Below are 17,842 nucleotides of genomic sequence, written 5' to 3'. Positions count from 1 at the left end.
CGCCCGGCGCACACCGCCCCGGGCGGGCGCGAAGCCGCGCCGCCACGTCCGGGGCCGGAGGGGTGACCAGACGGGTACGGCGCCGTGACACACCTGGTGAGCGGCCACCTTGTCCGCCGTCATCCTTCTTGACACGCTCAGGGTGACGCCGCGAGCGCGTGGCGCGAAAGCGGGGAGGACGTATCCGGTGAGCAGCCTGGAGAGTGCTTGTACGGCACAGGGCGGGGCGCCGCCCCGGCGCAGGACCGCGACGGCGCCGGGGAAGGCGGCGGACAGGGCGGCGGACAGGGCGGCGCCCGCGGCGGCGGGGAGAGCGGGCGGCCGCGATCTGCGCGGCACCGCGGCGGTGCGGGTCCTGCGCTTCCCCGCGGGCGACCGGGTCGTCGTCTCCGGGCTGCCGGGCAGCGGCAAGTCCACCCTGATCCGCCGCGTGGTCGCCGAGGACGCCGCGGTGGTGCGGATCGACTCCCAGGACATGCGGGAGCGCTGGGAGCGGCGGATGCCCGCCCGGCTGCCGTACGCCGTCTACCGCCCCCTGGTGAGGATCGCCCACTACCTGGCGCTGCGGCGGGCCCTGGCCTCGGGAGCCGGGGTGGTGGTGCACGACTGCGGCGCCCAGGGCTGGGTGCGCCGCTGGCTGGCCCTGGACGCGCGGCGGCGCGGGCGGGCCGTGCACCTGCTGCTGCTGGACGTGCCGGCCCGGGTGGCGCTGGCCGGGCAGGCGGAGCGGGGGCGCGGGGTGTCGGCGTACGCCTTCGCCCGGCACCGGCGGGCGGTGCGCCGCCTGGTGGCGGACGCGGAGGCCGGACGGCTGCCCCCGGGCTGCGTCGCCTCGGTGCTGCTGGACCGGACGGCGGCGGGGGCGCTGCGCGGGGTGGTGTTCGACTGACTCCCGCCGTCCGCGCCCCCCGGGATGCGGGCGCGGACGACGGACGGACGCACCCGCCCGGTGCCGATAGGGTTTTCCCATGACCATCCCGCAGCAGTACGGACCGGGGCACGGCGGCGGCTGGCCCGGCAACGAGCTGGAGGAGACCCTCGCCGCCTCCCTCGGCGCCCCCGGAGCGGGCGCCCGGCTGCTGGAGGTGCTCGGGCGCAGCAGTCTGTGGGTGCCGCTGCCCGAGGGCGGCGGGCCGACGAGTCCCAACCTGGACCTGCCCACGATCCAGCTCGACGGAGCGCCCTACGTCCCCGTCTTCAGCTCCGAGCAGCAGTTCCTGCAGTGCGTCGGCTCGCACCTGTCCTTCGCCGTCGCGCCCGCGCGGGAGTTCGCCCGCGGCCTGCCGCCGCAGGTGGGCATCGCGGTCAACCCCGAGGGCACCGTCGGCGTCCCCCTGCCCCCGGCCGCCGTGGCCGAACTGTGCCGGGAGGGCGGGGGCGAGGGGATTCCGGGGATGGCGAGCGGTGCCCGGGTCCGGCTCTTCGAGCCCGACTGGCAGGAGGAGCCGGTGGACTTCCTGGCCGCCGCGGCCGGGGAGTTCGCGGTGCTGCCGCAGGTCCGCACCGCGCGCCGCGGCCTGGCCAGCGTCGAGGGCGACCCGCCCGCGCTGTTCGTCGGAGTGGAGCTGGACCTGCTGGACCCGCAGGCCCGCGTCGCGGCGCACGACGCGCTCGGCCGCGCGCTGGGCCGGGAGCCGGTGCGCTGGCCGGTGCAGATGGTGCTGCTGGACGCGGCCCAGGACCCGGTCGTGGACTGGATGCGCCAGTGCGTGCGGCCCTTCTACAACCGCCAGGACCAGCCGTACTGACGTCCGGGCCGCACGGTGTCCCGGGCGGCCGCGACCGGGAAGCCGGCCCGTCCGCCGCCGGGGCGTCCGCGTCCGCGGACGGCCGAGTGGTCCGGGCACTGTCGGGCGCGGACCGTAAGCTGGTTGGATGTCGGGACGGGACGCGCGCGCGGCCCGGTGAGCGAGGACGACGCGAGAAGGGGCGGCCCACGTGAGCGCGGGTGGAAGCGTTGAGCAGCTGCTGCGGCAGGTGGCGCCCGGGCGGTACGACACCTATGAATCGCTGCTGCACGCCCTCGCCTCCGGCCGGGTGTGGATGCTGCTCTGGCACGGCCGGGCCGGGTCCCCCGACGCCCAGTACGGGAACATGGAGGTCGCCGGGCACGGCTACGCGCCCTGCGTGACCTCCGAGCAGGAACTGGCCGCCTCCGGCTGGACCAGGGACCACGAGGTGGTCGGCGGACGCGAGATCGCCGCCGCCCTCTTCCCCGACCGCTGGGGGCTGTGGCTCAACCCGCACGCGCCCGGCGGCGGCGTCGGCGTCCCCTGGCTGGACCTGCGCCGGATCGCGGGCGGGCTGGAGAGGCTGCCGGCCGGGCCGCTTCGCATCGGTGAACCGACCGTGGACGTACCGCACTTCTACGCCCAGCTGGTGCACAACGCCCACCGCACGCCCGCCGTGCGCACCCTGCGCCGGGCCTGGGTGCAGCCCGCCCTGGGCGCGCCGCAACTGGTGATCGGCCTCGACCTGTACGACTCCGCGCCGCAGGCGGTGGAGTCGGTGCGGTCGATGATGCAGCAGTCGGTGGCCGCGGTGCCGGACGGACTGGCGGTCTCCACGGTGTCGATGTCGGACGAGTACGACCCGGTCGCCATGTGGCTGCGGGCCAACTCCCGGCCGTTCTTCGACCGCGACGCCCACGCCGCCGCCCCCGCGGCGGCCCCCGGGCACGGCTACGGCTACCCCCGCCCCTACTGACGTGGAACCACCTGCCGGACGGGCCTGCGCGGCGGGGCTCGCCGCGGGGCCTGCGGCGGGGCCGGACCGGTGGGGTTCCCAGGGCCCCGCGGGCGCCGGTCCGCGACCCGCCGGCGGCCGGTTGTTTCGTCCGGTATCCACGCTTTGACCTGCGCTGTCGCCGTTTCGGGCGCCAGGGTCTCAGGTCTATATCACCGACATGCGGACAGTTCACACCGATGGTTGGGCGCAGTACTGTTCGGGCGACCAGCAGTCAAACCGTCACCGACCCCTGAGGTGGAACATGCGAATAACCGGTTCCAGGGTCGTCCAGACGATCGCGGCGACCCTCGCGGTTGGTGTGATCGCCACTGGATGTGCCAGTGAACGAGGCGAGAAGGACGAAGGCAAGGGTGGGAAAACCTTCGTCTTCGGCGCCGCCGGAGACCCGGGCTCCCTGGACCCGGCGCTGGCGAGTGACGGTGAGACGTTCCGGGTCACGCGCCAGGCCTTCGAGGCGCTGATCGAGCACGAGCCGGGCGGCACCGAGCTGGTCGGCGGCCTCGCCAAGTCGTGGGAGTCCGACGAGAGCGGCACCGAGTGGACCTTCAAGCTCCAGGAGGGCGTGAAGTTCCACGACGGCGAGAAGCTGACCGCCGAGGCGGTGTGCAAGAACTACGACCACTGGTTCAACTGGACCGGCACGTACCAGAACAGCGCGGTCTCGTACTACTGGCAGACCGTCTTCGGCGGCTTCGCCAAGAACGAGGACAAGGACACGCCCAAGGCCAACTACAAGGGCTGCGAGGCGAAGGACGAGAACACCGCCGTCATCAGCGTCCACGAGCCCTCGGCCAACCTGCCCGGCGGCTTCTCCCTCCAGGCGCTGGCCATCCACTCCCCGAAGGCCATCGACAAGTACAAGGAGCAGGAGGCCACCGGCGAGAACGACGCCATCTCCTACCCCAAGTACAGCCAGGAGGCCGGTACGGTCGCGGGCACCGGCCCCTTCCGGATCACCGAGTGGGACAAGGGCAACAAGGAAGTCACCCTCGAGCGGTTCGACGACTACTGGGGTGAGAAGGCCGGCGTCGAGAAGCTGGTCTTCCGCACCATCGCCGAGGAGTCCGCACGCCGCCAGGCGCTGCAGGCCGGCAACATCCACGGCTACGACCTGGTCGCGCCCTCGGACGTGAAGACCCTGGAGAAGGAAGGCTTCCAGGTCCCGGTCCGCGGCGTGTTCAACATCTTCTACGTGGGCTTCTCGCAGGAGGCGAACAAGGCCCTGGAGAAGAAGGACGTCCGCCAGGCGCTCACCCACGCCATCGACCGCGAGAACGTCGTCAAGACGCAGCTGCCCGAGGGCGGCGTGGCGGCCACCCAGTTCATGCCGGACACCGTCGACGGCTACTCGAAGGACGTCGCCACCTACGAGTTCAGCACCGACAAGGCCAAGGAGCTGCTGAAGAAGGCCGGCGAGGAGAAGCTGAAGGTCACCTTCTGCTACCCGACCGAGGTCACCCGCCCGTACATGCCCGCCCCGGCCGACATGTACGAGCTGATGAAGTCCGACCTGGAGAAGGCCGGTGTCGGCGTCGACCCCAAGCCCATGAAGTGGGCCCCGGACTACCTGGACGCCACCGAGGCCGGCTCGTGCGACCTGCACCTGCTGGGCTGGACCGGTGACTTCAACGACGCCTACAACTTCATCGGCACCTGGTTCTCCGGCTACGACAAGCAGTGGGGCTTCCGCGACGACAAGGTCTTCGACGCGGTGAAGAAGGCCGAGGCCGAGCCGGACGTCGCCAAGCGGGTCGAGCTGTACAAGAAGGCCAACGAGGTGATCATGGACTACATCCCCGGTGTCCCGGTCTCCTCCTCCCCGCCGTCCATCGCGTTCGCCAAGGACGTCAACCCCCCGAAGGTCTCCCCGCTGACGCAGGAGAACTTCGCCGAGGTCTCCTTCAAGTAAAAGCATGACCGCGCGCAGGTCCGCCCGGCCACGGCATCCGAAGTGGCCGGGCGGACCTGCCCATGAGGACCAAGAAAGGGGCATCGCGGGGTGTTGCGTCTCGTCGTACGAAGACTGCTCCAACTGATACCCACCCTGCTGGGCCTGTCGGTTCTGCTGTTCATCTGGCTGAACCGGCTGCCCGGTGGACCCGCCGCGGCCATGCTCGGCGAGCGCGCCACGGCCGCCGACAAGGCACGCATCGAGGCGGCCCTCGGGCTCGACCAGCCCGTGTGGATCCAGTACGGCCGCTTCCTCAAGCGGCTGTCCGAGCTGAACCTGGGGGTCTCCACCCAGACCGGCCAGCCGGTGTGGGACGAGTTCACCCGGGCGTTCCCCGCCACGGTGGAACTCGGGATATCGGCCATGATCATCGCCATCGCCGTCGGCGTGCCGCTGGGCTACTTCGCCGCCCGCCGGCGCGGCAGCTGGCTGGACGTCACCGCGGTCTCCGGCTCCCTGGTGGGCATCTGCATCCCGGTGTTCTTCCTGGCCTTCCTGCTCAAGGCGGTCTTCGCCGTCCAGCTCGGCTGGTTCCCCAGCTTCGGCCGCCAGACCACCGGCATCGACGCCACCGAGGTCACCGGCTTCTACGTCCTGGACGGCATCCTCACCGGCGAGTTCGACGCGGCCTGGGACGCGGCGATGCACCTGGTGCTCCCGGCCCTGGCGCTCTCCTCCATCCCGCTGGCCATCATCACCCGCATGACCCGGGCCAGCGTCCTGGAGGTGCTCGGCGAGGACTACGTGCGCACCGCCGAGTCCAAGGGCCTGAGCCGGCAGGTGGTGCGCGGCCGCCACGTGCTGCGCAACGCGCTGCTTCCGGTGGTCACCGCCATCGGCCTGCTCACCGGCGGTCTGCTGTCGGGCGCGGTGCTCACCGAGTCGGTCTTCGCCTTCGGCGGCATCGGCTCGTTCATCAAGACCGCCATCGACGAGCGCGACTATCCGGTCCTGGTGGGCTTCATCATGTTCATCGCGGCTGCGTACGTCGTCATCAACCTGCTGGTTGACCTCGCCTACAGCCTTATCGACCCGAGAGTGCGGGTGCACTGATGAGCACCAAGACCGACAAGATCGACCGGCTCGCCGAGCTCACCGCCTCCACCGAGACCTCCACGGGCGCCAGTCTGTGGGTCGAGGCCTGGCGCAGGCTCAAGGGCAGCAAGATGGCCGTGATCGGCGCGTGCATCATCGGTGTGTTCGTGGTGGTCGCGATCGTGGGCCCGTGGGTCGCCCCGTACAGCCCCACCGCACAGCTGTGGCGCGGCGAGGTCTTCACCAACCAGAACATCTTCGTCGGCCCCCGCGCCGAGAACTGGCTCGGTCTGGACCACCTGGCCCGCGACGAGTTCTCCCGGATGCTGGTGGGGGCCCGCCAGACCCTGCTGGTCGGCATCGTCGCCACGCTGCTGGGCTTCACCGTCGGCGCGCTGATCGGCGGCGCCTCGGGCGCCGCCCTGGTGCTGGGCGGCAAGGTCGGCCGCCGGATCGACACCGTCGTGATGCGCTTCATCGACATCATGCTGGCGCTGCCCTCGCTGCTGCTGGCCGTGTCCATCGCGGCGGTCCTGGGCCAGTCCCTGACCACCGTGATGATCGCGGTGGGCGTGGTGCAGATCCCCGTCTTCGCCCGGCTGCTGCGCGGCGCCATGCTGGCGCAGGGCGGCTCGGACTACGTGCTGGCCGCCCGGGCCCTCGGGGTGCGCAAGCGGCGCATCGCGCTCGGCCACGTGCTGCCCAACTCGCTGAGCCCGGTGATCGTCCAGGCCACCCTGAGCCTGGCCACCGCCATCATCGAGGCGGCGGCGCTGTCCTACCTCGGCCTGGGCAACCCCGACGCCGCCGAACCGGAGTGGGGCGTCATGCTGGCCCAGGCGCAGGACTACTTCGACAGCGCACCGATGCTCGCGATCTACCCCGCGCTGGGCATCATCGTCACCGCCCTCGGCTTCACCCTGCTGGGCGAGGCGATGCGGGAAGCCCTCGACCCGAAACTGCGGAGTTGATCACATGGCCCTGCTTTCCGTGGACGAACTGACCGTCACCTTCACCCAGCGCGGCCGGCGCGACGTGAAGGCCGTGTCGGGAGTGTCCTTCGACGTCGACCAGGGCCAGGTCGTCGGCCTGGTCGGGGAGTCGGGCTGCGGCAAGTCCGTCACCTCGCTCGCCCTGATGGGGCTGCTGCCCTCCAGGGGCGTGAAGGTCGGCGGCCGGGCCGACTTCGACGGCACCGACCTGCTGACCATGGGCGGCAGGAGGATGCGGGACCTGCGCGGCTCCCAGCTCGCGATGATCTTCCAGGACCCGCTGTCCTCGCTGAACCCGGTCGTCCCCATCGGGATCCAGGTCACCGAGATCCTGACCCGGCACCGGGGGCTCAAGGGCGAGGCCGCCCGCAGGGAGGCCGCCTCCCTGCTGGACCGGGTCGGCATCCCCGACCCCGACCGGCGGCTGAAGGAGTACCCGCACCAGCTCTCCGGCGGCATGCGGCAGCGCGCCCTGATCGCCATGGCGGTGGCCTGCGCGCCGCGGCTGCTGATCGCCGACGAGCCGACCACCGCCCTGGACGTGACGATCCAGGCCCAGATCCTGGAACTGCTCAAGGAACTGGTCGACCAGGAGGGCACCGCCCTGCTGATGATCACCCACGACCTGGGCGTGGTCGCGGGCCTGTGCGACCAGGTCAACGTGCTCTACGCGGGCAAGGTGGTGGAGTCCGCCGCGCGGCGCGAGCTGTTCGAGGCGCCGACCCACCCGTACGCCAACGGGCTGCTGGGGTCCATCCCCCGGCTCGACGCGCCGCGCGGCGAGCCGCTGAGGCCGGTGCGCGGCTCCATCAACGACACGATCGCCTGGGAGGACGGCTGCGCCTTCGCCCCCCGGTGCGACCACTACACGCTGGAGTGCCTCCAGGGCACCCCGGTGCTGGGCGAGCCCCGCAAGCCCGGGCACCAGGTGCGGTGCGTCAACCCGGTGCTCTCCGGGGGCGCCGCCGAACTGCGCCGCTCCGCGCTGCCCGAGCCGGACGAGGTGCCGGGGGCGGGCGCCGCCGACGGCACCGGGCCGGAGGGGGACGGGCCGGCGGAGAAGGACGCGGTCGAGACGGCCGGCACGGCCGAGAAGGAGGCCGGAGCATGAGCCTGCTCCAACTGAACGGTGTGAAGGTCCACTTCCCGGTGCGGAGGGGCGTCCTCTTCGACCGCACGGTCGGCCACGTCTACGCCGTCGACGGTGTCTCGCTCTCCGTCGAGCCGGGCCAGACGTACGGCCTGGTGGGCGAGTCGGGCTGCGGCAAGACCACGCTGGGCCGGGCGGTCCTGCGCCTGGTGGACGTCACCGACGGCGAGGTCGTCTTCGACGGCACCGACCTGGCGAAGCTGCCCGACGAGGAGATGCGCCGCTTCCGCCGCCGGCTCCAGATGGTCTTCCAGGACCCGCTGGGCAGCCTCAACCCCCGGCAGAACATCGAGTCGATCCTCTCCGAGGGCATGGAGGCCCACGGCATCGGCGCGGACCAGGCCGAGCGCAGGGAGAGGATCCGCAAGATCCTGGCGAGGGTCGGGCTGCCGGCGGGCTCGCTCTCCCGCTATCCGCACGAGTTCTCCGGCGGGCAGCGCCAGCGCATCGGCATCGCCCGGGCGCTGGTCCTGGAACCGGACGTGATCATCTGCGACGAGCCGGTCTCCGCCCTGGACGTCTCCATCCAGGCCCAGGTGATCAACCTGCTGGAGGAGCTCCAGCGGGAGATGGGCCTGACCTACGTGGTCATCGCCCACGACCTGGCCGTGGTGCGGCACATCTCCGACGTCGTCGGGGTGATGTACCTGGGCTCGCTGGTGGAGGAGGCGCCCAGCGACATGCTGTACGCCGAGCCCCGGCACCCGTACACCCGGGCGCTGATGTCGGCCGTGCCGGTGCCCGATCCGGAGGTCGAGGACAGCCGCGAGCGCATCCTGCTCACCGGCGACCTGCCCTCCCCGGCGAACCCGCCGGCGGGCTGCCGCTTCCACACCCGCTGCCCGTGGAAGCAGGAGACGCGCTGCGCGACCGACCGCCCCGAGCTGCGGGACCTGGGCGGCGGGCACCGGGTGGCCTGCCACTGGGCCGAGGAGATCGCCGACGGCCGGATCAGCCCCACGCACAACGCGGCCCAGGTGGTCCCGGCCGGGCACGCCGAGCACCACGGCCGGCACACCGAAGCGGCCGGGCAGGCCGAGCCGGCCGGGAGCACCGGGAGCACCGGGTCGCCCGCTGCCGTGAAGACGGAGAAGGACGAGAAGACGGAGAAGGCCGCGACCGCGGCCGAGTGAGCCGTACGCCCCGCTCTCCCGGCCCCCGGGCGCAGTATCCCCCCGCACCGCCCGCCTCCGCCCCATGAGCGCGGAGGCGGGCGGTGCGGCGTACGCGGCACCTGTTACAACCGGGGGGTGGATCTGTTCACCCCCTCCGTCCAGCACTGGCTCGACCTGGCCGGGATCTTCGTCTTCGCCGTCTCCGGCGCGCTGCTCGCCGTCCGCAAGAACTTCGACGTCGTCGGCATGGCGCTGCTCGCCTCGGTCACCGGGCTGGGCGGCGGGCTCTTCCGGGACCTGGTGATCGGGGCGGTGCCCCCGGCCGCCTTCACCGACCTCGGCTACCTGCTGACCCCGCTGGCCGCCACGGTGCTGGTCTTCTTCCTCCACCCGCAGGTGGAGCGGATCAACCGGGCGGTGATGGTCTTCGACGCGGCCGGGCTCGGCCTGTTCTGCGTCACCGGCACGGTCAAGGCGCACGCCTACGGGCTCGGTCTGACCGCCTCGGTCGTCATGGGGCTGGCCACGGCGGCGGGCGGCGGTGTGCTGCGCGACGTCCTGGCCAACGAGGTCCCCTCGCTGCTGCGCTGGGACCGCGAGGTCTACGCGGTGCCGGCCGTCGTCGGGGCGACGGCGGTGGCGCTGCTGATCAAGGCCGGGGAGCTGAACGGGGTGACCAGCGGCGCGGCGGCCGCCCTCGCCTTCGTCCTGCGGCTGCTGGCCCTGCGCTACAACTGGCGCGCGCCGAGGGCCTGGCACCGTCGCAGCCAGCGGACCGAGGGGAGCGAGGAGGAGGCGTGAGGGGGCTGCCGAGACTTGGCTACTAGCCGGTAATAAAAGCCTGTACCGTGTACTGCCATGACCGAGGCAACCATCGGTACCAGCGCGTTCGATCGCGACACGGCCGTCATCGCACAGGGGGAGGGCGTCTACGGCGCCGACCTCTCCGACCAGTGGACCATCGGGCACGCCGTCAACGGCGGCTACCTGCTGGCCCTGCTCGGCCGCGCCCTCGGCGACGCGCTGCCGCACCCCGACCCCTTCACCATCACCGCGCACTACCTCACCGCCTCCCGGCCCGGCCCGGCGACCGTGCGCACCACCGCCGTGCGCGCCGGCCGCACCCTGTCGACCGGCGCCGCCTCCCTCCTCCAGCGGGACGAGGACGGGCAGGAGGTCGAGCGCATCCGCGTGCTGGCGAGCTACGGGGATCTGGCCGCGCTGCCCGACGACGTCCGCACCAGCGCCAAGCCGCCGCAGATCCCGCCGTACGAGAGCTGCCTCGGGGCCAGGGACGGCATGGACCCGTCCGCCGTTCCGCCCATCACCCACCAGATCGACCTGCGCCTGGACCCGGCCACCGTCGGCTGGGCGGTCGGCGCGCCCAGCGGGCGCGGTGAGATGCGCGGCTGGTTCGGGCTGGCCGACGGCCGCGACCACGACCCCCTCTCCCTGCTGCTGGCCGTGGACGCCCTGCCGCCCACCGCCTTCGAGCTGGGCCTGTCGGGCTGGGTCCCGACGGTGGAGCTGACCGTCCACGTCCGCCGGCGCCCGGCCCCCGGGCCGGTGCGGGTGTCCATCACCACCCGCAACCTGGCCGGCGGCTTCCTGGAGGAGGACGCCGACGTCTGGGACAGCGAGGACCGGCTCGTCGCCCAGTCCCGCCAGCTCGCCCGCGCCCTGCCGGCCTGAGCGCGGACCCGGCCGCGGCCCCGGCCCCCTCCTGTGAGGGGGCCGGGGCCGCGGCCGCATGCGGAGGGCGGCGCGGGGCACACGTAACGACGTCGCCCGAGTGCCCCGGCACCCGCTGTGACCGGCGCGAACGCGGTGCGCGACCGGACGGGCGGGGCCGGTGGCGCGGGAGTGGCGAAGCCCTTCACGGGTAGCCTGAAAAGGGACGAAAAACGCCAGACGCAACAAATCTCCCATGTGAGAGAAGTGAAGGTGGTCAACGGATGTACGCCGTGAAGAGCACACTGCCCGACCAGGACCTCAAGGTCGTCGGAGAGGCGCTGCAGGGCGCACTGGTGGACCTGGTCGATCTGTCGCTGGTGGCCAAGCAGGTCCACTGGACCGTGATCGGGCCGCGGTTCCGCTCCATCCACCTCCAGCTCGACGAGGTCGTGGAGACCGCGCGCACCTACTCCGACACCGTCGCCGAACGCGCCGCGGCCCTGGGCCTGGCCCCCGACGGCCGCGCCTCCGCCCTCGCCTCCGGCAGCGCCGTCACCGGAGTGGAGAGCGGCTGGCACCAGGACGACAAGGCCGTCGAGGTCATGGTCGGCGCGCTGGCCTCCGTGGTGAACCGGATGCGCGAGCGCATGGACGCCACCGAGAAGCCGGACCCGGTTACCCAGGACATCCTCATCTCGGTCATCGCCGACCTCGAGAAGCACCACTGGATGTTCCAGGCCGAGCACAAGGTCGACTGAGGGCGCCGAGGCCGACTGAAGGCGCCCCCCGCCCCGCCCCGTGGCGTCCGGGGCGGGGCCCCGGGAGCGAGGACCGGCCCTCTGGCCGGTCCTCGCTCCCGTCCAGGCCCGGGCGGCTCGTAGAATCGGTTAACCATGGCCTACCTTGACCACGCCGCCACCACCCCGATGCTTCCGGAGGCGGTGCAGGCGATGACCGCCCAGCTCGGCCTCGTCGGCAACGCCTCCTCCCTCCACGCGGCAGGAAGGCGGGCCCGGCGCACGGTGGAGGAGGGGCGCGAGGCCCTCGCCGCCGCCCTCGGCGCCCGGCCGAGCGAGGTGGTCCTCACCTCCGGCGGCACCGAGGCCGACAACCTCGCCGTCAAGGGCCTGTACTGGGCCCGGCGCGCGGCCGATCCCGTCCGCACCCGTGTCCTGGCCAGCCCCGTGGAGCACCACGCCGTCCTCGACGCCGTCCACTGGCTGGCCGACCACGAGGGCGCCCGGGTGGAGTGGCTGCCGGTCGACCCCCTGGGGCGTGTCCACCCCGAGGCGCTGCGCGAGGCGGTCGTACGCAGGCCCGAGGACGTCGCCCTGATCACCGTGATGTGGGCCAACAACGAGATCGGCACCCTTCAGCCCACCGCCGAACTGGCGGCGGTGGCGGCCGAGTTCGGCATTCCGATGCACGCGGACGCCGTCCAGGCCGTCGGCCAGGTGCCGGTGGACTTCGCCGCCTCCGGACTGGCCGCGATGACGGTCAGCGGCCACAAGATCGGCGGCCCGTACGGCGTCGGCGCACTGCTGCTGGGCCGGCAGTGGGCCCCCACCCCGCTGCTGCACGGCGGCGGCCAGGAGCGCGACGTGCGCTCCGGCACCCTCGACGTGCCCGCCGTCGCCGCCTTCGCGGTCGCCGCGCGGCTGGCGGCCGAGCGGCGCGAGGGGTTCGCCCGTGATGTCGGCGCCCTGCGGGACGCGCTGGTGGCGGCCGTGACCGAGGCCGTGCCGGACGCGGTCCTGGGCGGCGACCCCGACCCGGCCGGGCGGCTGCCCGCCAACGCGCACTTCTCCTTCCCCGGCTGCGAGGGCGACTCGCTGCTGCTCCTGCTGGACGCCCAGGGCATCGAGTGCTCCACCGGCTCGGCCTGCACCGCCGGCGTCGCCCAGCCCAGCCACGTCCTGCTGGCCACGGGCACCGACCCGGAGCTGGCCCGGGGCACCCTGCGCTTCTCGCTGGGCCACACCTCCACCAAGGCGGACGTGGACGCGGTGGCGGCCGCCATCGGCCCGGCCGTGGAGCGCGCCCGCGGCGCCGGGCTGTCGTAACCGCGAACCCCCTTCACCGATGCGGCCGGACCCGGGTCCGGCCGCATCGGCGTCTGCGCCCCTGTCCGAAACCGGTCCGTGCGGCCGACCGTTCGAGTACAGTGTACGCAATTCATCGGCCCGGCCACCGCCCGGCACCGCTTTGCGCGGGCCGGCCCGGCAGCCTGCCCGGGACACGACCACCACCGCGACTCGCAGCAAGGGAAAGCCGGATGCCCGCAGATTCCTCCAGTCCCCGACCGCCGCACGCCGCCGACGGCCACGACACGATCCAGGTGCGCGGTGCCCGGGAGAACAACCTCCGGAACGTCTCCCTGAACATCCCCAAACGCCGCCTGACGGTCTTCACCGGTGTCTCCGGATCCGGCAAGTCATCGCTGGTCTTCGGCACCATCGCCGCGGAGTCGCAGCGCCTGATCAACGAGACGTACACCGCCTTCGTCCAGTCGTTCATGCCGAGCCTGGGCCGTCCCGACGTCGACGGCCTGCACAACCTGAGCGCCGCCATCGTCGTCGACCAGGAGCGGATGGGCGCCAACTCCCGCTCCACGGTGGGCACCGCCACCGACGCCCACACCATGCTGCGGATCGTCTTCAGCCGGCTCGGCACCCCGCACATCGGCACCTCCACCGCCTTCAGCTTCAACAGCGCCGAGGGCATGTGCCCGGAGTGCGAGGGCCTCGGGCGGGTCTCCGAGATGGACATCGACCAGCTCGTGGACCGGGACCGCACCCTCAACGAGGGCGCGATCACCGTGCCCGGGTTCCCCGTCGGCTCGTGGTCCTGGCAGATCATGGCCGGCTCCGGCTTCTACGACCCCGACACCAAGCTCGCGGACTTCACCCCCGAGGAGTGGGACGCCCTGCTGTACAAGCCCGCGACCAAGGTCAGGACGGCCATGGGCAACGCCACCTACGAGGGGCTGGTGACCAGGGTCCGCCGCACCTACCTGGCCAAGGACCGCGAGTCGATGCAGCCGCACATCCGGGCCTTCACCGACCGGGCCGTGGTCTTCGCCGACTGCCGGGCCTGCGGCGGGGCGCGCCTGAACGCCGCCGCCCTCTCGTCGAGGATCGACGGCGTCAACATCGCCGAGTGCTCCGCGATGCAGATCAGCGACCTGGCCGGGTTCGTCGCGGGCATCGGGGACGAATCCGTGGCGCCCCTGCTGGCGAGCCTGCGGCAGCTGCTGGACTCGCTGGTCGAGATCGGGCTGGGCTACCTGAGCCTGGACCGCACCTCGGGCAGCCTCTCGGGCGGCGAGGCGCAGCGGGTGAAGATGGTCCGCCACCTCGGCTCCTCCCTCACCGACGTCACCTACGTCTTCGACGAGCCCACCACCGGCCTCCACCCGCACGACATCCAGCGGATGAACAACCTGCTGCTGCGCCTGCGCGACAAGGGCAACACCGTTCTCGTCGTCGAGCACAAACCCGAGGTCATCGCCATCGCCGACCACGTCGTCGACCTCGGCCCCGGGGCCGGGACGGCCGGCGGGGAGATCGGCTACAGCGGCGACGTGGCCGGGCTGCGCGCCTCCTCCACCCTGACCGGCCGCTACCTGGAGCACCGGGTCCGGCTGCGCGAGGAGGTGCGCACCCCGAACGGGCACCTGCCCATCAGGGGCGCGCGGCAGCACAACCTCAAGGACGTGGACGTCGACATCCCGCTCGGCGTGCTCTGCGTGGTCACCGGTGTCGCCGGCTCCGGCAAGAGCTCGCTGATCCACGGCGCGCTGCCCGGCCGGGAGGGCGTCGTCGTGGCCGACCAGTCGCCGATCCGCGGCTCGCGCCGCAGCAATCCGGCCACCTACACCGGACTGCTGAACCACATCCGCACCGCCTTCGCCAAGGCCAACGGGGTCAGGGCGGCGCTGTTCAGCGCCAACTCCGAGGGCGCCTGCCCCGCCTGCAACGGCGCCGGCGTCGTCTACACCGACCTCGCCATGATGGCCGGGGTGGTCTCGGTCTGCGAGCAGTGCGAGGGGAAGCGCTTCACCCCCGGCGTCCTCGCCCACAAACTGCGCGGCAAGGACATCAGCGAGGTCCTGGCCATGTCGGTGGCCGAGGCCCACGAATTCTTCCCCTCCGGCCAGGCGCACACCGTGCTGGGCCGCCTCGTCGACGTCGGCCTGGAGTACCTCAGCCTGGGGCAGCCCCTGAACACCCTCTCCGGAGGCGAGCGGCAGCGCCTGAAACTGGCCGTCAACATGGCCCAGAAGGGCGCGGTCTACGTACTGGACGAGCCGACCACCGGTCTCCACCTGGCGGACGTGGACCAGCTGCTGGCCCTGCTCGACCGGCTGGTGGACGAGGGCAACACGGTCATCGCCATCGAGCACCACCAGGCCGTGATGGCCCGCGCCGACTGGCTGATCGACCTCGGCCCGGGCGGCGGCCACGACGGCGGCCGGATCGTCTTCACCGGCACCCCGGCCGAGCTCGTCGCCAAGGGCGACACCCTGACCGCCCGGCACCTGCGCGAGTACGTGGGGACCGGCGTGGCGGCCGACGTGAAGACCGGCGTGTAGGAAGCGGGAGGGCCGGCCCGTCCCCGCCGGGGAGGGCCGGCCGCTTTCCGCTCACACCCGGCGGATCACGCCTGGCGGACCGGCACGTCCCGGACCATCCGCATGTACCGGTCCCAGTCCCAGTGCGGCCCGGGGTCGGTGTGGTCGGTGCCGGGCACCTCGACGTGGCCGATGATGTGCTCGCGGTCCCGGGGCAGGCCGTACCGGTCGCATACCCCGGCCGTCAGCGCCGCCGACGCCCGGTAGGTGGCGTCGGTGATCGTCTCCGGACGGTCCACGAAGCCCTCGTGCTCGATGCCGACGCTGCGCTCGTTGAACTCGCGGTTGCCCGCGTGGTACGCCACGTCCAGCTCCCGCACCATCTGCGTCACCTTCCCGTCGGAGGTGCGCACCACGTAGTGCGTCGCGGCGCGGTGGGACGGGTCCTGGAAGACCTTCAGGGCCACCGCGTAGGGGCCCTGGATGACGTGCACCACCACCCGGTCGATGGTGTAGTCGTAGGGCCGGTCGGCCCGCCGCCAGTTCGCCTCGGACGCCGGCAGCCAGTCCGCGCCCGGATGGTCCACCTCGCCCTCGGTGCGCGGCCGGTCCACGCCCGGCACCTTCCACCACGTCCGGGCCAGATCGTCGCGGGCCGCGTACCCGAGGGCGCCCAGCCCCGCCGCCGCGCCGCCGACCAGCAGGGCGCGGCGGCCCACCGGCCGCCCCTTCCCGTCCGCCCGGCGGTGTCCGGGGGCATCTTTCTCGCTCACGGCGAGCACAACGCCCGGGAACACCCGTACGGTTCCATCGGGCCGCGCCCGGACCCGTACCCTGGAGGGCGCCATGACTGATACGACCGGTGCGCCCAGCCCCGCCCCCCGCCCCCGCCTCCGCGTCCTCGCCGCCATGTCCGGCGGCGTGGACTCCGCCGTCGCCGCCGCCCGCGCGGTGGAGGCGGGCCACGACGTCACCGGCGTCCACCTCGCCCTCTCGGCGAACCCGCAGTCCTTCCGCACCGGCGCCCGCGGCTGCTGCACGGTCGAGGACTCCCGCGACGCCCGCCGCGCCGCCGACGTCATCGGCATCCCCTTCTACGTGTGGGACCTGGCCGAGCGCTTCCGCCAGGACGTGGTGGAGGACTTCGTCGCCGAGTACGAGGCCGGCCGCACCCCCAACCCCTGCCTGCGCTGCAACGAGAAGATCAAGTTCGCCGCGCTGCTGGACAAGGCCCTGGCACTGGGCTTCGACGCGGTGTGCACCGGCCACTACGCCACCGTCGTCCTGCGGGAGGACGGCACCCGCGAGCTGCATCGCGCCACCGACATGGCCAAGGACCAGAGCTATGTGCTCGGCGTGCTGGACGAGCGGCAGCTCGCCCACGCCATGTTCCCCCTCGGCGACACCGCCACCACCAAGGAGGAGATCCGCGCCGAGGCCGAGCGCCGGGGCCTGGCGGTGGCGAAGAAGCCCGACAGCCACGACATCTGCTTCATCGCCGACGGCGACACCCAGGGCTTCCTGGCCAGGCACCTGGGCACCGCCGAGGGCGACATCCTCGACGAGGACGGCAACAAGCTCGGCACCCACACCGGCGCGTACGGCTTCACCGTCGGCCAGCGCAAGGGCCTGCGCATCGGCCACCCCGCCCCCGACGGCAAGCCGCGCTACGTGCTGGACATCTCCCCGGTGGACAACACCGTCACCGTCGGCCCGGCCTCCGCCCTGGACGTGGTCGCCCTCAGGGCGATCCGCCCCCGCTGGTGCGGCACCCCGCCCACCGGGCCGGGCACCTACACCGCCCAGCTGCGCGCCCACGGCGGTGAGACGCCGGTGACGGCCGAGCTCGTCGGCGGTCCGGACGGCGACGAGCTGCGCGTCGCCTTCACCGAGCCGGTGCGCGGTGTCGCCCCGGGCCAGGCGATCGTCCTCTACGACGGCACCCGAGTGGTCGGCTCGGCCACCATCGCCGCCACCGAGCGCCGCGCCGCTGCGGCCGCCGGCCGGTAACCCGTCTGCCGGCCAGGCGTCAGACCATCTCCAGCGGGCGGCGCGGGCCGTTCGGCAGTTCGACCCCGACCGCGTCGCCGGGGCGGACCACGCCGCCCGTCCGCACGACGCCCATGATCCCGGCCTTGCGCACCACGCGGCCCTCCTCGTCGCGGCTCACGACCTGCTTGAGCAGGCCCCGCCGGAAGCCGTCGATCTGGAAGCACGGGTTGCGCAGGCCGGTGACCTCCACGACCGCCTCGGCGCCGATGCGCAGCAGCGTGCCGGTGGGCAGGCCGAGCAGGTCGAGGCCGCGGGTGGTGATGTTCTCGCCCAGCTCGCCGGGCTTCACGGCGAAGCCGGCCTCGCCGACCTCGACGAACAGCTCCTCGTGGATCAGGTGGACCTGACGCAGGTTCGGCTGGGTGGGGTCCTTGGCGACGCGGGAGCGGTGCTTGACCGTCCGTCCGGCGTGCGCGTCCCCCTCCACCCCGAGCCCGGCCAGCAGCGTGACGCTCTCCCGGTTCGGCTTGCCGAACGAGTGCTCGCCGCTGCTGCTGACCGCGACCACGGTCCCTGTCCCGCTCATGGAGCGGCCCCCCTTCGCCGGTGGTG

General features: G+C 72.8%; 16 protein-coding genes. 14 read left to right on the top strand and 2 right to left on the bottom strand.

Annotation, left to right across the window (positions count from 1 at the left end; all coding sequences use genetic code 11):
* Positions 1 to 196 precede the first annotated feature (196 nt).
* From ACLIYP_RS10040 to ACLIYP_RS09980, 13 genes are all read left to right on the top strand, one after another.
* A complete protein-coding gene (locus ACLIYP_RS10040; RefSeq protein ID WP_412712790.1) occupies positions 197 to 889 on the top strand; it encodes an AAA family ATPase in 693 nt (230 codons plus the stop codon).
* Between the two features lie 79 nt (positions 890 to 968).
* Positions 969 to 1,748 carry an enhanced serine sensitivity protein SseB gene (locus tag ACLIYP_RS10035; RefSeq protein WP_412712783.1) on the top strand — a complete coding sequence of 260 codons (780 nt, stop codon included), beginning with the start codon at positions 969 to 971 and terminating at the stop codon, positions 1,746 to 1,748.
* 190 nt (positions 1,749 to 1,938) lie between these two features.
* Positions 1,939 to 2,706, top strand: a complete 768-nt coding sequence (locus tag ACLIYP_RS10030; RefSeq protein ID WP_412712782.1) for an enhanced serine sensitivity protein SseB C-terminal domain-containing protein — start codon at positions 1,939 to 1,941, stop codon at positions 2,704 to 2,706.
* 283 nt (positions 2,707 to 2,989) lie between these two features.
* Positions 2,990 to 4,657: an ABC transporter substrate-binding protein gene (locus ACLIYP_RS10025; RefSeq protein ID WP_412712781.1), complete on the top strand. Its 1,668-nt coding sequence runs from the start codon at positions 2,990 to 2,992 to the stop codon at positions 4,655 to 4,657.
* 90 nt (positions 4,658 to 4,747) lie between these two features.
* Positions 4,748 to 5,752 (top strand): ABC transporter permease, encoded by a 1,005-nt coding sequence (locus ACLIYP_RS10020; RefSeq protein ID WP_093661799.1) that lies wholly within the window; start codon positions 4,748 to 4,750, stop codon positions 5,750 to 5,752.
* A complete protein-coding gene (locus ACLIYP_RS10015) occupies positions 5,752 to 6,705 on the top strand; it encodes an ABC transporter permease (RefSeq protein ID WP_412712780.1) in 954 nt (317 codons plus the stop codon). The genes ACLIYP_RS10020 and ACLIYP_RS10015 overlap by 1 nt, the downstream gene beginning before the upstream one ends.
* Positions 6,706 to 6,709: 4 nt before the next feature.
* Complete coding sequence (locus ACLIYP_RS10010) at positions 6,710 to 7,837, top strand: ABC transporter ATP-binding protein (RefSeq protein WP_412712779.1); 1,128 nt, start codon at positions 6,710 to 6,712, stop codon at positions 7,835 to 7,837.
* The gene (locus tag ACLIYP_RS10005; RefSeq protein WP_412712778.1) at positions 7,834 to 9,009 is read left to right on the top strand and encodes an ABC transporter ATP-binding protein; all 1,176 of its coding nucleotides are present in this window, start codon (positions 7,834 to 7,836) and stop codon (positions 9,007 to 9,009) included. The genes ACLIYP_RS10010 and ACLIYP_RS10005 overlap by 4 nt, the downstream gene beginning before the upstream one ends.
* Before the next feature lie 117 nt (positions 9,010 to 9,126).
* Positions 9,127 to 9,792 (top strand): trimeric intracellular cation channel family protein, encoded by a 666-nt coding sequence (locus ACLIYP_RS10000; RefSeq protein WP_245770215.1) that lies wholly within the window; start codon positions 9,127 to 9,129, stop codon positions 9,790 to 9,792.
* 57 nt (positions 9,793 to 9,849) lie between these two features.
* Positions 9,850 to 10,683: a thioesterase family protein gene (locus ACLIYP_RS09995; protein ID WP_412712777.1), complete on the top strand. Its 834-nt coding sequence runs from the start codon at positions 9,850 to 9,852 to the stop codon at positions 10,681 to 10,683.
* A 263-nt stretch (positions 10,684 to 10,946) separates the two neighbouring features.
* Positions 10,947 to 11,423: a Dps family protein gene (locus ACLIYP_RS09990; protein ID WP_412712776.1), complete on the top strand. Its 477-nt coding sequence runs from the start codon at positions 10,947 to 10,949 to the stop codon at positions 11,421 to 11,423.
* 135 nt (positions 11,424 to 11,558) lie between these two features.
* Positions 11,559 to 12,728, top strand: coding sequence for a cysteine desulfurase family protein (locus ACLIYP_RS09985; protein ID WP_412712775.1), 1,170 nt, complete (start codon positions 11,559 to 11,561; stop codon positions 12,726 to 12,728).
* A gap of 212 nt (positions 12,729 to 12,940) precedes the next feature.
* On the top strand, positions 12,941 to 15,259 hold the full coding sequence (locus ACLIYP_RS09980; protein WP_412712774.1) for an ATP-binding cassette domain-containing protein: 2,319 nt from the start codon (positions 12,941 to 12,943) through the stop codon (positions 15,257 to 15,259).
* A gap of 65 nt (positions 15,260 to 15,324) precedes the next feature.
* Here the strand turns inward: ACLIYP_RS09980 and ACLIYP_RS09975 are convergent, their stop codons facing one another.
* Positions 15,325 to 16,011, bottom strand: coding sequence for an N-acetylmuramoyl-L-alanine amidase (locus ACLIYP_RS09975; protein WP_412712773.1), 687 nt, complete (start codon positions 16,009 to 16,011; stop codon positions 15,325 to 15,327).
* 73 nt (positions 16,012 to 16,084) lie between these two features.
* Between ACLIYP_RS09975 and mnmA the strand changes: the two genes are divergently transcribed.
* Positions 16,085 to 17,248 (top strand): tRNA 2-thiouridine(34) synthase MnmA, encoded by a 1,164-nt coding sequence (mnmA, locus tag ACLIYP_RS09970; RefSeq protein WP_412712772.1) that lies wholly within the window; start codon positions 16,085 to 16,087, stop codon positions 17,246 to 17,248.
* 19 nt (positions 17,249 to 17,267) lie between these two features.
* Here the strand turns inward: mnmA and ACLIYP_RS09965 are convergent, their stop codons facing one another.
* Positions 17,268 to 17,816, bottom strand: coding sequence for an MOSC domain-containing protein (locus tag ACLIYP_RS09965; RefSeq protein WP_412712771.1), 549 nt, complete (start codon positions 17,814 to 17,816; stop codon positions 17,268 to 17,270).
* Between the last annotated feature and the right edge of the window lie 26 nt (positions 17,817 to 17,842).

Source organism: Streptomyces nanhaiensis (assembly GCF_046614825.1).
Taxonomy (GTDB): Bacteria; Actinomycetota; Actinomycetes; order Streptomycetales; family Streptomycetaceae; genus Streptomyces; species Streptomyces radiopugnans.
The sequence above is the reverse complement of the archived record's forward strand: the minus strand, read 5'-3'. Positions and strand labels throughout refer to the sequence as shown.

Bases quoted from the DNA above. Each gene is read 5' to 3' on its own strand.
- ACLIYP_RS10015 (WP_412712780.1), top strand. From the start codon at position 5,752: ATGAGCACCAAGACCGACAAGATCGACCGGCTCGCCGAGCTCACCGCC.
- ACLIYP_RS09995 (WP_412712777.1), top strand. From the start codon at position 9,850: ATGACCGAGGCAACCATCGGTACCAGCGCGTTCGATCGCGACACGGCC.
- ACLIYP_RS10025 (WP_412712781.1), top strand. From the start codon at position 2,990: ATGCGAATAACCGGTTCCAGGGTCGTCCAGACGATCGCGGCGACCCTC.
- ACLIYP_RS09985 (WP_412712775.1), top strand. From the start codon at position 11,559: ATGGCCTACCTTGACCACGCCGCCACCACCCCGATGCTTCCGGAGGCG.
- ACLIYP_RS10010 (WP_412712779.1), top strand. From the start codon at position 6,710: ATGGCCCTGCTTTCCGTGGACGAACTGACCGTCACCTTCACCCAGCGC.
- ACLIYP_RS09990 (WP_412712776.1), top strand. From the start codon at position 10,947: ATGTACGCCGTGAAGAGCACACTGCCCGACCAGGACCTCAAGGTCGTC.
- mnmA (WP_412712772.1), top strand. From the start codon at position 16,085: ATGACTGATACGACCGGTGCGCCCAGCCCCGCCCCCCGCCCCCGCCTC.
- ACLIYP_RS10035 (WP_412712783.1), top strand. From the start codon at position 969: ATGACCATCCCGCAGCAGTACGGACCGGGGCACGGCGGCGGCTGGCCC.
- ACLIYP_RS10005 (WP_412712778.1), top strand. From the start codon at position 7,834: ATGAGCCTGCTCCAACTGAACGGTGTGAAGGTCCACTTCCCGGTGCGG.
- ACLIYP_RS09980 (WP_412712774.1), top strand. From the start codon at position 12,941: ATGCCCGCAGATTCCTCCAGTCCCCGACCGCCGCACGCCGCCGACGGC.
- ACLIYP_RS09965 (WP_412712771.1), bottom strand. From the start codon at position 17,816: ATGAGCGGGACAGGGACCGTGGTCGCGGTCAGCAGCAGCGGCGAGCAC.